The sequence below is a fragment of the Hymenobacter sp. M1-2 genome, from assembly GCF_057808495.1.
The window spans coordinates 207,328-223,186 of record NZ_JBTYZO010000007.1 but is presented as its reverse complement, the minus strand read 5'-3'; the positions used below and the strand labels follow the sequence as shown (position 1 = coordinate 223,186).

Annotated in this window: 8 protein-coding genes; 3 read left to right on the top strand and 5 right to left on the bottom strand. The window is 48.1% G+C overall.

All coding sequences use genetic code 11. The features are described from left to right. Nucleotides 1-65: 65 nt before the first annotated feature. The 3 genes from porQ (at nt 66) to ACYSMN_RS09180 (ending at nt 3,664) form a co-directional block, all read left to right on the top strand. Nucleotides 66-1,136 carry a type IX secretion system protein PorQ gene (gene porQ / locus ACYSMN_RS09190; RefSeq protein WP_488923567.1) on the top strand — a complete coding sequence of 357 codons (1,071 nt, stop codon included), beginning with the start codon at nt 66-68 and terminating at the stop codon, nt 1,134-1,136. Between the two features lie 232 nt (nt 1,137-1,368). After that, the gene (gene hslU, locus ACYSMN_RS09185; RefSeq protein WP_488923566.1) at nt 1,369-2,781 is read left to right on the top strand and encodes an ATP-dependent protease ATPase subunit HslU; all 1,413 of its coding nucleotides are present in this window, start codon (nt 1,369-1,371) and stop codon (nt 2,779-2,781) included. A 148-nt stretch (nt 2,782-2,929) separates the two neighbouring features. Further along, the gene (locus ACYSMN_RS09180; RefSeq protein WP_488923565.1) at nt 2,930-3,664 is read left to right on the top strand and encodes an SDR family NAD(P)-dependent oxidoreductase; all 735 of its coding nucleotides are present in this window, start codon (nt 2,930-2,932) and stop codon (nt 3,662-3,664) included. A gap of 67 nt (nt 3,665-3,731) precedes the next feature. On the opposite strand, the gene ACYSMN_RS09175 is transcribed toward ACYSMN_RS09180, so the two are convergent. The 5 genes from ACYSMN_RS09175 to ACYSMN_RS09155 form a co-directional block, all read right to left on the bottom strand. Next, nucleotides 3,732-4,316: a hypothetical protein gene (locus ACYSMN_RS09175; protein ID WP_488923564.1), complete on the bottom strand. Its 585-nt coding sequence runs from the start codon at nt 4,314-4,316 to the stop codon at nt 3,732-3,734. A gap of 54 nt (nt 4,317-4,370) precedes the next feature. Continuing rightward, nucleotides 4,371-5,957 (bottom strand): SusD/RagB family nutrient-binding outer membrane lipoprotein, encoded by a 1,587-nt coding sequence (locus ACYSMN_RS09170; protein ID WP_488923563.1) that lies wholly within the window; start codon nt 5,955-5,957, stop codon nt 4,371-4,373. A 32-nt stretch (nt 5,958-5,989) separates the two neighbouring features. Then, on the bottom strand, nt 5,990-9,208 hold the full coding sequence (locus ACYSMN_RS09165; RefSeq protein WP_488923562.1) for a SusC/RagA family TonB-linked outer membrane protein: 3,219 nt from the start codon (nt 9,206-9,208) through the stop codon (nt 5,990-5,992). Between the two features lie 324 nt (nt 9,209-9,532). Beyond that, a complete protein-coding gene (locus tag ACYSMN_RS09160; protein WP_488923561.1) occupies nt 9,533-11,161 on the bottom strand; it encodes a RagB/SusD family nutrient uptake outer membrane protein in 1,629 nt (542 codons plus the stop codon). A 12-nt stretch (nt 11,162-11,173) separates the two neighbouring features. After that, the gene (locus ACYSMN_RS09155) at nt 11,174-14,374 is read right to left on the bottom strand and encodes a SusC/RagA family TonB-linked outer membrane protein (protein WP_488923560.1); all 3,201 of its coding nucleotides are present in this window, start codon (nt 14,372-14,374) and stop codon (nt 11,174-11,176) included. Nucleotides 14,375-15,859 lie beyond the last annotated feature (1,485 nt).

The following is a 15,859-nucleotide window of genomic DNA, read 5'->3' as shown; positions in this document are numbered from 1 at the left end:
AAAAGGCCGCGCGGCACGTCTTATCCCTGCGCATACCTGCCAAACGCGCCGTATCTTAGTCCCCGATGATTCGACTGCTACACCGCCGTGCCATTACTACGCTCTCCATTGTCCTCTGTCTCGGGGCAGTTCATGCCGCTCAGGCTCAAATCGGCGGGCAACAAACGTTCTCGTTTCTGAACCTGTCACCGGGCGCCAAAGCCGCGGCCCTTGGCGGCGTCAACGTCTCCGCCCGCGACGCCGATCCTACCATGCTGCTCAGCAACCCCGCGCTGCTGAACCCCGACATGGACGGCCGCCTCGCGCTCACCTTCGTCGACTACCTTTCCGACATCAAGCAGAGCACGGCCGCGTATGCCTTCAAGCCGAAGCAGGACGATGCCACGCACCGCTGGGGCGCCTCGCTCACCTACCTCAGCTACGGCAAATTCGATCAGTACGATGCGGCCGGTAATTTGCTCGGAGAGTTTTCAGTGAACGAATACGCCGCGGGCCCCACCTACGCCTACGTGCAAGGTCCCTTCACGCTGGGGGGCACCGCCAAACTAGCCGTATCGGGGATTAGCGGCAATCATTCGGTTGGGTTGCTGGCTGATGTGGGCGCCGTGTTCAAGCACCCGGAACAAGAGTTTACGGTAGGGCTGGCAGTGAAAAATGCCGGTTACCAACTCAAGCCCTACGCTGGTGCTAGCCGGGAAGCTATGCCCCTCGACGTGCAGCTAGGTGCCTCCATCAAGCCAGAGCATATGCCGCTACGCTTCTCCATCACGGCGCACCATCTCCAGCAATTCGACATCGTGTACCTCGACCCCAACCAGCGCGGCCAACTGGATGAGAATGGAAACGAAGTCAAGAAAAAGAAAAGTGTCGGCGACAAAATAGCGCGTCATTTTGCCGTTGGTGGGGAACTCCTATTAGGCAAAAACCTGAACGTGCGCCTCGGCTACAACCACCTACAGCGCCGCGAGCTGCGCCTCGACAATACCGCCGGCGGGGCCGGTATCTCATTTGGGGTGATGTTGCGAATCAGCCAGTTCCAGCTCGATTACACGCATGCTGGTGTACACGCTAGCGGGGGAGCGAACTACTTTACCGTAGCCCGCGACCTGCATACGCTGTTTGTGAAGAAACAGTAACTCAGGCTCAGCAAATCACAACACGCTTCATCAAGCAGCAAAAGCATCATGGTCTGCTTTAATTCCCTGTATAGTGTTCTGAGCATTCAAACACAGGGTGAGTTTCAGTTAAACGGCTTTGCTGTAGAAGCCGTCGGTCCGCTAATCTAGTTACCAGCTACTGCACCACTCGCCCAAACTTTTCCGTCGCTCCCACAGTACTTCCGCTACGCTTATTCCCCACCCCACACTTATGCTTGATTCTAAGACCTTTCTCACTCCGGCGCAGATAGTAGCTGAGCTGGATAAATATATCATTGGCCAACACGAGGCCAAACGCCACGTGGCTATTGCGTTACGTAACCGTTGGCGCCGCCTGCACGCCCCGTTGGAAATGCAACGTGAGATAGTGCCCAACAACATCCTCATGATTGGCTCGACGGGCGTGGGCAAAACCGAAATAGCCCGCCGCCTCGCGGCCATTGCCGATGCTCCTTTCACCAAGGTAGAAGCCTCCAAGTTTACGGAAGTAGGCTATGTGGGCCGCGATGTGGAAAGCATGGTGCGCGACCTCGTAGAGCAATCCGTAAACCAAGTGAAGCAGCGCCGCAAGGAAGAAGTGAAAATGCAAGCTGCCCAAGCCGTCGAAGACCTAATTTTGGACGCGCTGATTCCGCCCGTTACGGGTGGTGGGGGAGGGGTGAAATCATCCGTAGGATTTGGCAGCCTGACAGATGGCGCGGCCCTACCGGAGTCGGATTACGAGCTAAATGAGCGTACGCGCGACAAGTTCCGCGAGAAGATTCGCAACGGCGAGCTCGATGACCGCAAAATTGACATTAAAGTGCAGCAAAGCGGCGCACCAGGTATTGGCGTAATAGGTGGCGCACCCGGCTTGGACGAGGCTTCTATGGCTGGCCTCCAAGACATGCTCGGCTCCATGCTACCAAAAAAGACGCGCAAGCGCAAAGTCACTATTGCGGAAGCTCGCAAAATCCTCCTCGACGAAGAGGCTGCCAAACTCATCGACATGGATGAAGTGAAAGACGAAGCCATTCGTCAGGCCGAAAATGCTGGCATCATCTTCATCGACGAAATCGACAAAGTAGCCAGCAGCAGTGCCCGCCAGGGCGGCCCCGATGTGAGCCGCGAAGGTGTGCAGCGCGACTTGTTGCCCATTGTAGAAGGCTCCGCTGTAAGCACCAAATACGGCGTCATCAACACCGACCATATTCTCTTCATCGCGGCCGGCGCCTTTCACGTAGCCAAGCCTTCGGACCTTATTCCGGAGTTGCAAGGCCGCTTCCCTATTCGAGTAGAGCTGCAAAGCCTCACCAAAGACGATTTCTTCCGCATCCTCAAAGACCCCAAAAACGCGCTTACCAAGCAGTACGAAGCCTTACTGCAAGCTGAAGACGTGCTGCTCAGCTTCGACGATTCCGCCTTGGAGCGCCTAGCAGAAATTGCCTTCGAGGTGAATTCCGAAGTGGAGAACATAGGCGCCCGTCGCCTGCACACCGTCATGAGCCGCTTGCTCAACGACATCCTCTTCGACGTACCAGATCTTATCGGCCCCAACGCCCGCATCCTCATCACCCGCGAATTAGTAGATGAGCGTCTGCAAAGCATGGTCCGCAACCGCGACTTGAGCCAGTACATTCTGTAGTATAACGCGAGAGCAATAGTTAATTCAGTATACAGCAACAGCGCATACAGCTCTTGCTCCTCTACCACAAAACAAAAAGAAGCAGCTTTGGCTGCTTCTTTTTGTTTTACCCCGTATTTATCATCCAGAACATCATCATTTCTACGCAATGCACTATTACATCATCACTGGCGCTAGCCGAGGACTAGGGAAAGCACTAGCTGAAGTGCTACTACGGCAGCCCGACACCAACGTACTGGGCGTATCGCGCCACGCCACCATTGAGCATGAACGTTACCAACACCAACCCCTCGACCTATCCGACATCCTGGCCGTAGAAAACAACCTATTCAAAGTTTTTCTCGCCCGCCCCGACGCCACTAGCCTCACACTCATCAACAATGCTGGCGTTTTGGGTGAGATAGGCTACGTTGGCGAATTGCCCAATGAGCATTTTGAGTTCGTGTTCGACGTAAACGTCATTGCTCCGGCTATGCTCATGAACACCTTCCTTAGCGCCTATAGCAGCCACACTACTATTCCCCGCACCATACTCAACATCAGCAGCGGTGCCGCCCAGCGTCCCGTTGATGGTTGGGCCGCCTACTGCGCTTCCAAAGCCGCCCTCGACGCCTTATCCATTACCACCCAAAAAGAGCAGGACCTACGCGGCTCCGGCGTCCGTATCCGCAGCCTAGCCCCCGGCATCTTAGATACAGGTATGCAAGAGCACATCCGCACCACCGACGTACAAAAGTTCAGCGACATTGACAGATTCACAGCATTACATGCTGAAAATCGTTTGGTAGAGCCCGAGCATGCTGCCGAAAAGATTGTTGCTTGGCTTCAGGGGGCTATGGTAGGAGATGAGCATGTGGTGATGCAAATGATGGATATAAAATAGAAAACAAAAGTAAACCCTAGCCAACTTAGCTAGGGTTTACTTTTGTAGAACACCTCAACAAGGTGTTTTAGTTGACAATGCTTATCAAACCAGAGTAAGGAGCGAGTGAAGCATTTCCGGATACGACGCCACCGGCTGCCAGTGGAGTATATACAATACGGCGGCCATCATTTAGCAACAGCTCGTATGTGATTAGGAATCCTTCGGTTGCTTTCAATGAAGTCCGTGTAATTGGTACGCGTGCACCTGTTTGGGAAGCCCCACTAGCTCTGGTCAAACCGCTGACCATATCAGTGAGAGATACTTCGATAGTGGCTGATTCGGGAGCTACCGTACGAAGCAATACACGAGGGCCCAGGCCTAGTACTGGAGTACCACTAGCTGGTACATTGAATCCTCTGAACGAACGATATACCTCTACCGCTTCAATTTTATTGGTGTCTCCGCCTTTTACATCAATACTGAAAGTAGCAGTAGGGTTGCCACTTCCGGTAGCCTCCGAAAGCTTATAGGAGCTTACTCCCTCAGTGATGTTTGTGAAAATGACTGGAAACTCTTCTGTTTTGGGGTAAGGAAGATTATCCTCGTCCCGGCAGCTAGAGAAGCTGAATGCAGATGCTGTGAGGAGCAACGCATAAAATATTTTTTTCATGAGTAGATCAGGTTAAAGTGACAGATGGCAGAGAAGGGTCGAATTAGCTTCTTGCTACCGGTCCCAAAAGATTTTTTCTGTCGTGACGTTTGGTTGTTCCTGCGGCGCATTAGGATTGGTAAGCAGGTCATTCAAGCGATACGGCAGGCGTACTGGAAACGCACCAGTCTGTACAGTTTGCGGATCATTATCGGTGTCAGCAAATGTCACATTGGGGTATCCGGTACGACGGTAATCAGTATATACATCAATGCCGTAGCCGTAGCTGGAGATGTATTTCTCCGTCATGATTACATTCAGCTTTGCCTCCGTTGAAGCTGCGGCATCGTAGCGAGCTAAAGCGGCAGTCCGGTAGGCAGCGATTGCAGCAGGGGTAATAGTAGGAATTGCTGTGCTTCCTATACTGCCCTCGGCTGAAGCGATGGCGTTAACCTTTGCGAAAGAGGCATCGATTGCGTCGCCAAGCGCAGTACGGGCAGCCGTTGGGCTACTCAGTACTGTAAGCTGCAACTCAGCTTCAATAAATTTGCGAGCAAAAAAAGTAAGGAAGCGTTGCGCAACATTACCTTTTGCCGAAGCTCCAGTAGCTGTACCACCCGCCCCGTTGTCGAAACGCCCCCCAATTGGGTACAACCCTTGAAGAGTACGTGTGTTAGTGGTAGTAGCGTTAGCCTGCGACCCTATGCTCCCGAAACGTACACTGATGAATCGTCCATCTTGAAAATCGGCAGTGGACAAAGGTGCAGTCGAGTTGTACTGATTGAAGAAGTAATAAGGAATGCGCGGATCACTGTTTGCCTTCAACAAATTGTAGAAGTACGGATTAATGCTGTTTTCGCGCCCAGCCGCTACGTAATCACCTTGAAAACCCGGATTGCGGTTTTCAGGAGTACCAGCCGACAAACCGTACTTGAACTCAAAGTCGTCAGCAAGTGAAGCAATCAAATCACCTGTTAATAGAGGCGTCACTTGCGTAGAAACGTTTCGGGTGAGCCGAATCTGATTGTAAAGCTTAAGCTTTAATGTGTTGGCCAAACGAATCCATTTAGCTTTATCGCCTCCATAAATCAGGTCATCCGTGGTTGGATTACGGCTGGAATCAGTTCTTCTTAGGTTTTCGATTCCCTCGTCAATAAGACGGAACAAATCAGTGTAGATGGCTTCGTCGTCGTCGAAACGGGGAGCAACATTGGCGGAGCCTTTGAGAGCTTCACTGTAAGGAATATCTCCCCACACATCCACCATTTCACTGAAAATGTAAGCCTTCTGGATTTGTGATATGCCTACATAAGACCATGCGTTGGTTGCAGTAGCCCGAGTGATGACTTCCTCATTGTTTTGCAAAGCATTGGTATATAAACCAAGCCACTGATTATTGAGAGTTGAGCCGTCAACACTGAAAGAGCCTACACGAAAGTTGACAATTTGCTGTACTAGTGCGGCTGTAGGCTGACTTAATCCTTGTATGCTATGGCCCAGATAATTGGCCATAGAACCTTGGACTGTGGGCATCAGAAGTGTGATTGGAACGTCAACTGGATTGATTGGGTCAGTGTTGACATCAAGAAACTTGTCACAACTAGTAGCTCCTGCTAGTACAAGAGCCATCGATAGTGCAACAGAAGGTTTTATTATGTTCATGAGAGTTACGTCGTTTTTTGTACAGTCCAAGCTTAGAAATTCACCTGTAGGTTTACTCCATAGCGGCGAGCTGTAGGAGCATTGGTGTATTCAAACCCCTGAGCATTTGAAGCCCCGTAAGTATTCGTCTCCGGGTCAAAGTTGGAATGTTTCGGTACGTTAGGAGAGAACCAGTACAAATTGCGGCCGGAAAGGCTCAACGTAATGCCACGGAATGGAGTTTTCTGTAGCACGGAAGCAGGTAGGCTGTAACCCAAGGTCACTTCACGTAGCCGCACGGTGGTACCATCATAGACCGAAAACTCGGATACTCCGCTTAAGGCCGCAGAGCCTGCTCCGAAGTAGTAATCATTCAGTGATATAGCAGTTGTGTTAGGTGTCGTGCTATTTTCTGTGCCAGTCAAGATAGGTTGTTGAGTGTTCGGGTTCCCGTATACTCCATCAATAACCACAGTTTTCTCACGATCCTCAGTATCTTTTGTAACTCCACGACCCATCAGGCTGGCTAGGGTTGTTGAGTACACATCACCGCCTTTTCTAAAGTCAATAATACCTTCAAGTGTGATACCTTTGTAAGTAAAGGTGTTCGTAAATCCGAAGGTATAATCTGGGTTTGGGTTACCTATGATTCCAGGAGTTAAGCTTCGAATAACTGTACCATTGGTAGGGTTGATAAGTACCTTACCCGATTCTGGGTCACGGGCAGCCACTGAACCGAGTATCTGTCCATAAGGCTGACCAGGACGATGTACTGCTTGTGGATCGGCGAAGAAGTTACCAGTAAGTAGTACTTGCTCAACTCCATTAGTCAAACTCTCAACAATGTTTCTGTTGCGAGTGAATGCAGTAAAGCTAGTCCAGCGGAAACCAGCGGCATCCACGGGCACTAAAGTTAATGTGCCTTCATATCCTTTGTTGGATATTTCTCCGAAGTTAGTCACTAAAGCCGTGAAGCCTGTCGCATAGGGCAAAGGCACATTGGCAATCTGGCTTGTTGCACGCTTATCATAGTAAGTCGCCCCTAGGATTATCCGGTCTTTGAAAAAACTTAAATCTGTACCAAATTCTATTTCTTTAGCAAACTCAGGCGTTAACAACGGGTTGCCAATAGTGCCACCGATTGCAGCACCAGGAAGGCCATTAAAGGGAAAGCCTAGACCACCAGCATTGTTACCAAAAAATGGATTCAGGTTAAAGCGGCTGTTCAATTGATAGGGATTAGCATCTTTACCTACCTTAGCATAGCCAGCTCGTATTTTACCCATATTTAGTACATCCGACTGTATACCGAATGCTTCTGTGAAAATCACTGAAGCACTAACGCTGGGATAGAAGAAACTCCGGTTGTTTTTAGCAAGCGTAGATGTCCACTCGTTCCTAGCAGTACCGTTCAAATAGATGAAGTCTTTATAGCCTAGTGTTACGTCGCCAAGGACACCGAAAATTCTGCGTTTGGTATTAACCGTGCCGTTTTGTGCTACTGTACGAGTATTCGTGATATCATCTATATCAAACAGCAAGTAGTTTGAGCCAATAACGGAGGAGTTCTCGAACACACGTTGGTTCGCGTTATGTCCAACAATAACCTTAAGGCTAATATCCTCCGTTAGATTTTTATTAGCTGTCAATAAGACAGTTGATTCTAACTCCGTATTGCGAACATAATCCTGAATAATCTCACCTAAGCCACCAGCACCTACCGAACCAGGACGTAACACTGATTTGCGGTTATCGGTGTACGTATTTACACCTCCTATAAAACTAGCGCTCAACCACTTGGTGATATCGTAGTTTAGGTTTACGCTGGTAGCGACCCGGTCAACCCGTGATTTATAGGTGTTATATTGAGTGGACCAGTATGGGTTGTCAGCTGCACCAACTAGCCACCCAAGCAGAGAGCCACGGGTTACCGGGTTTTCATAGGGTAATCCCGTAAGGTCAAAATTGCGCGGTATGAACATGGTACGGCCAAACGCTGAAGCATTGCCGATAGCGTTGTTCGCACCTAGCTGGGGTCCTTGTTGATCAGTGTTAGAGTAAGTAACATTCGCTCCAATGCGAAGCTTGCTAAACTGTCCTGATCCACCCGCACTAAGGCTAGTTCTATTAAACTTGCTCTCAGGAATCATCCCTTGCTGATTCGAACGGCTTAGAACTGCTCCAAAGGTCGTATTCTCGCCCGTCCCTTGTACATTAATAGAGTTCTCGTACAGGCTTCCAGTGTCAAAAAAGTCTTTTACGTTGTTCTCAAATGCCTTATATGGATAAGTTGCCCCTACATACTGTGGAAAAACACTGTTAAGAGCAGGAGTGTCATAAGGGTGAGGAACTTCTGTGAGTGTTCCTCCAAAAGCAGGACCCCACGACCCATTCGCCGCAGAATATACAAAGTTAGCGCCTGAACCGTATTTGTTCTGGTAGTCTGGCAGGTTAGCAACCTTCTCCACCGAGTAAGAAGTATTGTAGCCCACGCGAACACCTTTGTCACCTCGCTTACCACTACCGGTTTTTGTCGTAATAACAATGACACCATTAGTAGCACGGTTGCCATAAAGCGCAGCGGCAGCTAGCCCTTTGAGCACGTTGATTGACTCAATATTATTAGGGTCTATATCTGCGGCTCGGTTTGAGTACGAAGAGCCACGAGTAAGACTATTATCAGAATTAGTTTGTTGGTTATCGTAAGGAACGCCATCTACAATAAACAACGGTTGGTTATTGCCATTAAGAGAAGTATTACCTCTAATAGTAATACGAGTAGCGGAACCGGGTGCACCGTTTGCACCTATAATATTTACACCAGCTACTTTTCCTTGGAGTGTACGCAGTACGTCCGGTTCAGATTTCTGAACTACTTGTTCGCTTTTTACTTCTGAAATGGCATAACCCAGTGCGCGGGACTCCCTTTGAATACCAAGCGCTGTTACAACTACCTCGCTAAGTTGCTTGGTATCAGTTGCCAATCCAACATTGAGTTGATCCTCCGTACCGATTGTACGCTCAATAGTGATGAATCCAATTGAGCTAATTACCAGAACACCCCCAGTTGCTGGTACATTGCTCAATACGAATGTACCATCTGAGTTAGTCGAGATACCATTACTAGTTCCTTTCAACAAAACCGTTACTCCTGGCAGTCCTTCGCCAGTTTGACGGTCTGTTACCCGTCCGGAAATATTCCGGGTCTGGGCCGATACCTCCTGCAGAGCGGAGGCCATGAGCAGTGTGCCCACGAGTAGTGTTTTTTGCATGTAGGATGTGTAAAAGAAGTGTGAAAAGAGCCAAGGAGGCAACGGCTTAGGAAGCCAAGAAAGCCGAATTTACGACTTGATTGCCTATTTCTCAAAAACACTAATGAATATTACCTAGGCCTTAATTGAAAAGTTAAAAACAGGCTTAGTTATCATGCGAGCGTCGCGAGGAATCTTTGGCAGAACTTGGCATTCAAATTACTGCTAGACTTGAACTAAGAGCTCAATATGATTTGTCAAATACACCCTAACTAGTGTAACAAGTATTAAATGAAAGAGGCCCTAATAATGAATTAGAGCTTCTTCTATCAGCTTTTATTTCACTTAGTACCCAGGATTTTGTTGAGCAGCCAACGTCGGGTTGTTGGCTATTTCAACTGATGGAATAGGCCATAGGAACAGTGTATTGGAGTACTGCACTGGGAGTACAGCTCCTGTTACAATTGGAGCCTGGCAGCCATAATTCGCAATCACCGATTGTGAATTTGCGAATTTACGAGGAATGCCATTCGATCTGAAAACGGGGTCCACTGATAAGCGATGTATATCATCCCAACGAAATCCTTCTGCAAGCAACTCAATACGGCGTTCGTTGAGAATGGCCCGAAGAAGATCGTTTGTAGTAGGAAATGACGTAGCAGTATACCGTTCCGACACCGTCGTGACGGCGCGATTACGTACCGCATTGAGAAGGAGCAAGGCTCGAGCCGTATTTCCTAAGCGCGCTTCCGATTCAGCTTGATTCAAAATCACTTCCGCGTAACGGATGATGGGCGCAAAGTCTGAGTTGGTTAGTGCGTCCCGATACTTGCTAGTGAAATAGCGAGCGGTAGTGGCTTGGGTAAGCTGAGTACGTCGCAGATCCGTGCATGACCAAAAGGGGGCATTAAACAGAATGGGACTAATGGCAATTAAGCCGCGGCCACCTACACCAACTGGGGGGGCAGTACTTGACCCAAACATAGAGGGCAATGCTCCGTTAACCCCCGGGTTGTCGTCGCTACTGTTCTCAATTGAGAAGATGTTTTCGGCAGTAGTGGTTGTACCACCTGGGAAAGCAGCCTGTGGAGTTTCTGTTAAGGCGTATCCGCCAATGGTGCTAGTGAAGGGAGCATTCGCTGAAAGCAATTTGTTGCCTTCCCTGACTACTTCTGCATGGTTTCCTTGGTGCAAACGAAGACGCTGCTTGAGAGCGATAGCAGCTCCTTTAGTAGCCCGTGTTACTCGAGCACCACCTGTACGAGTCGCGGGTAAGTTATCTTCCGCATACTGAAGATCCTCCAGCATCTTCGTATATACTTCACCCACTGTGTTACGGCCCTGTGCCCTTGCTACTTCTAGTTCAGGAATTGTATTAAGTCCTGTCTCACGATAAGGTACACCAAGATTACTTCCCTGGCCATCGGCATAAGGCTTGGCGAAATGCAGTAACAACTCGTGATAGGCTAAAGCCCGAAGAAAACGTGCTTCACCCTCAAAAATCTTTGCATTCTCTGGGGTGATAATTCCATTTGCCCCAGCACCCTGTACTCCTTCAATAAGAAGATTAGCTTGGTTGATCAACGCGTACAGCGATGACCACATGTTTACAATATTAGGGCTAGAAGGTGTAATCTGATTAGAGTACACAATGCCAAAAAAGCCAGCCATATCTATTACATCCTCTCCTCGAATGTCATCTAATTCTAGGGCCGCAGCCCCGAATGGATAGCCCCGCACTGCTATAGCGGTACCATTCAAGGGGTCATAATAACCAGACTGAGCCGCATTATACAAGCCTGTGACGGCAAGGTTAACATTAGAAGGGTTGGAGAAAACCACCTCTTCTGGCAGACTGTCTTTAGGTTGAAGATCAGTAACATCGCAAGCACCAAGGCCCAGTGATAAGAAGGCTGTTAGGGCAAGTAGGCGTGCTTTGTGAGAAGCAAAGGACTTCAAAAAATTATTGTTCATGAGAAAGCAAGTTTAGAAGGCTACGTTTAGTCCCACAGTGTATACACGTTGCTGTGGGTTGCTATTGAAGTCGACTCCCACCTCTGAGTTAGCGGTGGTATTATTAGCCGCACCACCGTTAGAATCAACCTCTGGGTCAACGCCACTGTAATCAGTGATTGTGAAGACGTTTTGCGCCTGAGCATAGATTCGGAAACGGCTTAGAGTAGCCAGTCCAGCGATTCGCTTAGGTAAAGTATAGCCTAAGGTCACGTTTTGCAAGCGTAAGAAATCTCCCTTCTCAATGAAGCGAGTCGAAGAAGCATTGTTCTGATTGACGAAATCTGAGCTTTGGAACCGCTGGCGAGGTACATTGGTCTGCTGACCAGGAGTAGTCCAGCGATCTAAAATTTCGGTGCCGTTGTTCAAGAACTCTTGACGCAGCAACTGCTGGCGCGTCACGTTCATGATACTGTTGCCACCTGAGAAACGGAAAAACACCGACAGATCTAGGCCTTTGTAAGTCACAGTGTTGTTCACGCCCCCAAACCAAGTAGGATTAGTGTTTCCCAATACATAACGATCCTGATCAGCACGCAATGACGAAGTAGGGGTGTTGAGTGCAGGGTTCATATTGCCAAATATGATGGGGCTTCCAGGGTTATCAGGATCATAGGCATAGTATTGGCTGTTATCTACGTTGCCTTGTACTAAGGATCCATCGCGCTTACGGTAGATAGGATTACCGTTGGCGGAGTTGACGCCGCGATAATCGTAACCGTAGAGTGCACCAATTGACTCTCCTACTCTGTTGATATTGTAAGGGAATAGAATGTCTCCGTTATTAGGAAGCTCCAATATTTCGTTTTTGTTGGTAGCAAAATTAATATTGGTCGCCCACGTAAAGTCTTCAGTCGTGATGTTTTGGGTGTTAATACCAAACTCGAACCCCTCGTTGCGCGCAGCACCAACGTTATCGAAATAGCGGTTATTAGGAATGCCCAATGAAATAGGAGTGGGAACACCTAAGATCAGGTCATCAATGTCATTGCGGTAATAATCGACCGTCAGCGTAAACCGATTGTCAAGAAATCCCAAATCAATACCTGCATCTGCCTTCTTCGAGGACTCCCACTGTAAGTTTGGATTGCCCAATTGACCAAATATGCTACCATTAATATTAGTGCTGTAACCAATACCATTTTGTGAGCCATACTTGGACGGCCCGAATAAGTTCTGATAAGGGTAATTGCTACCAAGCTCAACATTACCTACTTGAGCGTAGCTGCCTCTAATTTTTAGATCCGATACGATTGCGCCTACCTTAGAGTCTTTGAAGAAAGGTTCTTCGGAAATACGCCACCCTACTGAACCTCCAGGGAAGTAGCCCCTGCGGTTGCTTTCTGGCAATGCCGAAATAGCATCGTTACGGACGGTAAAGCTCAACAGGTAACGATCTTTGAGCGAATAGTTAATCCGGCCAAAGTAAGAGTCAAAGCCAGCTTCGCTAAAAGTGCCAGCAATCGTAGGAGTCGCAACAGTACTGCTAATGATACCCTCAGAACCAAAGAAGCGGTCAGCAATACCAGTGCCAGTGGCAGAATACGATTGGATACGGGTTTTTTGATATTCTACCCCAACAACTGCCGCTATTTTGTGCACGCCACTAAACACTTTATCATACGATGCAGTGTTCGACCAGGTCCAGCGAAGAGTTGGAGCAAACTGTTCAAACACGGAGCCACCAACTCCACGACCATCACCGTGACGAGGATCCAGAAACTGAAAGTCGTTGTTTAGGAAAAGGTCGGTGCCATATTGGGTGCGCAGACGCAATCCTTCTACCGGCGTAGCTTCGGCAAATAGGTTACCCAGGATGCGGTAGTTGGTAGCTCTTAATGTATTGTTTTCAAGTGCAAACAGTACGTTCGGGTAATTGAAGGCAATGTCCTGCAGGTTGCTGCCGCGTCCAATTATACCTGGATTTGTCGTGCTGATGTAGGGGCTGCCATCAGGATTGCGGGCAGGGATGTTTGGGAATACTGACAGGGCATTCGTTACGTTGCCAGACAAACCGTTACGGCCTGTGTTCAAACCCTCGTTCTCCGTGCGAGTCAACCCTAGGTTCATACCAATATTTAACCATTTGGCTACCTCTTGGTTAAGATTGGAACGGAATGTTGCGCGCTTTAAAGAGTTACTACGAATGACAGCTTCCTGATCGGTGTAACCGGCAGAAAAGTAATAATTCGATTTCTCTGTAGCGCCGGATACTGATACAACGTGGTTTTGCTGGAATCCTTTGCGGAATATTTCATCCTGCCAGTCAGTGCTAGTATTTAAAACGTCAGATCCTTCTGAGTAAGGGAAGGCTTGAGGAGCTTGACCAGCGTTGGTGAATTTTTCATTGTTGATAGTAATAAATTCGTCGGCATTCAGTACGTCATATCGCTTGGTAGTTTCAGATATACCAAACCAGTTGTCATAACTAACTGTGGCTTTTCCCAAACGGCCTTTCTTGGTAGTAATTAGGATTACACCGTTAGCGGCTCGCGAACCATAGATTGCCGTTGAAGAGCCGTCCTTCAACACCTCGTAAGACTCGATATCGGCCGGATTAATGTCTCCTAGTGGGTTGTTAGGAGTAACTCCGCTTTGATTGCCTGTGATCACCGGAACTCCATCAACAACTATAAGAGGCGAAGCTGACGATGATATAGAATTAGTTCCACGAACACGAATGCGAGGAGCTTGACCTAATTGACCAGAAGGCGTAGTTACCTGTACACCTGCGGCCCGACCCGCCAATTGCTGATCAAAGCTTGGGGTTGCAAGATTTGCGATAGTTTCCCCTTTCACAGAAGAAATAGAACCTGTCACATCACGGCGTTCCTGCGTTCCGTACCCTGTAACTACTACCTCGCTAAGGGTCTTACTGTCAACTGCAAGACCAATATTGATTTGGGCATCAGTGCCAATAGGACGCTCTTGTGAAATGAAGCCAATAGAGCTAAAAGTCAATATACCCCCTGCATCTGGCACACTCAGACTGAAAGTGCCATCCGAGTTGGTTGATACTCCATTTGTTGTTCCTTTCAACAAAACCGTCACTCCTGGCAGTCCTTCGCCGGTTTGCCGGTCTGTCACCCGCCCGGAAATAGTCCGAGTCTGAGCTGATACCTCCTGCAGAGCGGAGGCCATGAGCAGTGTGCCCACGAGTAGTGTTTTTTGCATGTAGGATGTGTAAAAGAAGTGTGAGAAGAGCCAAGGAGGCAACGGCTTAGGAAGCCAAGAAAGCCTGTCCTTACTTTCTTGAGAACTTCCGAAAGCCGAATCTACAAACCGATTTCTAATTCCCCTAAAACGCAGATATGAATATCAGCAAACCCAAGTGGTGAATTATAAGCAAAAGCGGTTGATGACAAGGGCGAAAATGAAGAGGTCGGTTTTGAGGCTGAGCCGGCGTGTATAATATGAATATTCTTGACAAAACAGTTGGGTGAGCTGACTGAAACGAGTCTTAACGCCCTGACGAAAGTGCTAGATGAAAAAAGCACGGGCTAGCTCAGTTGCGGGCCTGCCGTTAGAACGCCGAGTGCTGCTGGCAACCGGTGACCTCTTCGTAGATACCTTTATAGGCATAACCAATGTAGTTTGCAGCGGTGTGGAGGTTGCCCTTGGATAGGTCCGGGTCCAACTGACATAACTCGGTTCTGTTGAGTCGACTTCACTGCCCGGGTTAAAGTGGTAGCCACGGGCAGCCCATCCGAGGTGGCGATGAGTTACACCTTGATTTCGTAAAACCAGTTCTTTTTGTTGATGCAATGGCCGCATCTGGCATACCGGGGCCGGGGTAAGCAAGTGCACATGGCGTAATGACCAACAAAAGACGCGTTTACATCCGCGCCAAGCGATGGGTCTAGGCCGTCACTAACTGTGCTTGACCAAGGACTGTAAGTGCAAAATCTAACACGCTAACGCCTGGCTGTACCTAGCCAACATTTGGCGACTTGACAGGTTAGTCTGAACAGCTTCCTAATAGTTACTTACTACCTAAAATGTAAATAAATAAGATGTATACTTATATAACAACATACCTCATAAGTGGAAAATTGTCGAGCTCTAGCACTTTTCATCATTTGTGTTACGTTTGTTTCAAATGTAGGCAGGGGCAATGGTATCTAGTGCGCCACTTTTTGCCAGCTTGGTTATCATCATGTGTGACGTACCTGTTATAGGGACGACGCTACGTTGAAAGTTTCACTTGAGCAGTCGTTTATCCACCTACATACAGGGAGGCGTTTGAGCAGCTGCCGTCAATAAGTAGCGATAGTAACCGCAAATAGAGCAGAAATACTTAAATTATCGCTATTGTTATTTTTATATACTCGGTCATTATTGCACTTGCTGCGCAACTGAGTTATCGCTGTTGTAATGCTCGTATGTTAATCATATATTCGCAAGCCACATTAAGTATTTTAACTGCTTAAAGTAAGCAAATCAGGTTAAAAATCGTGTAAAACGACTAATTGCTAGCATAATTATTGCTCAAAAATTTATCAAAAGTTAATGCGAGAGGTTGCTAACCATATAAAATTTAATCTAGTCAGTATCTTAAAGTGCGTTTTTGCACAAGTTCCCACTCATGGCTTTGCAAGTCAGGCTGGTAAGCTTAGATGCCTGTATTATTTATATAATAACGTATTGTTGCCTATTTTG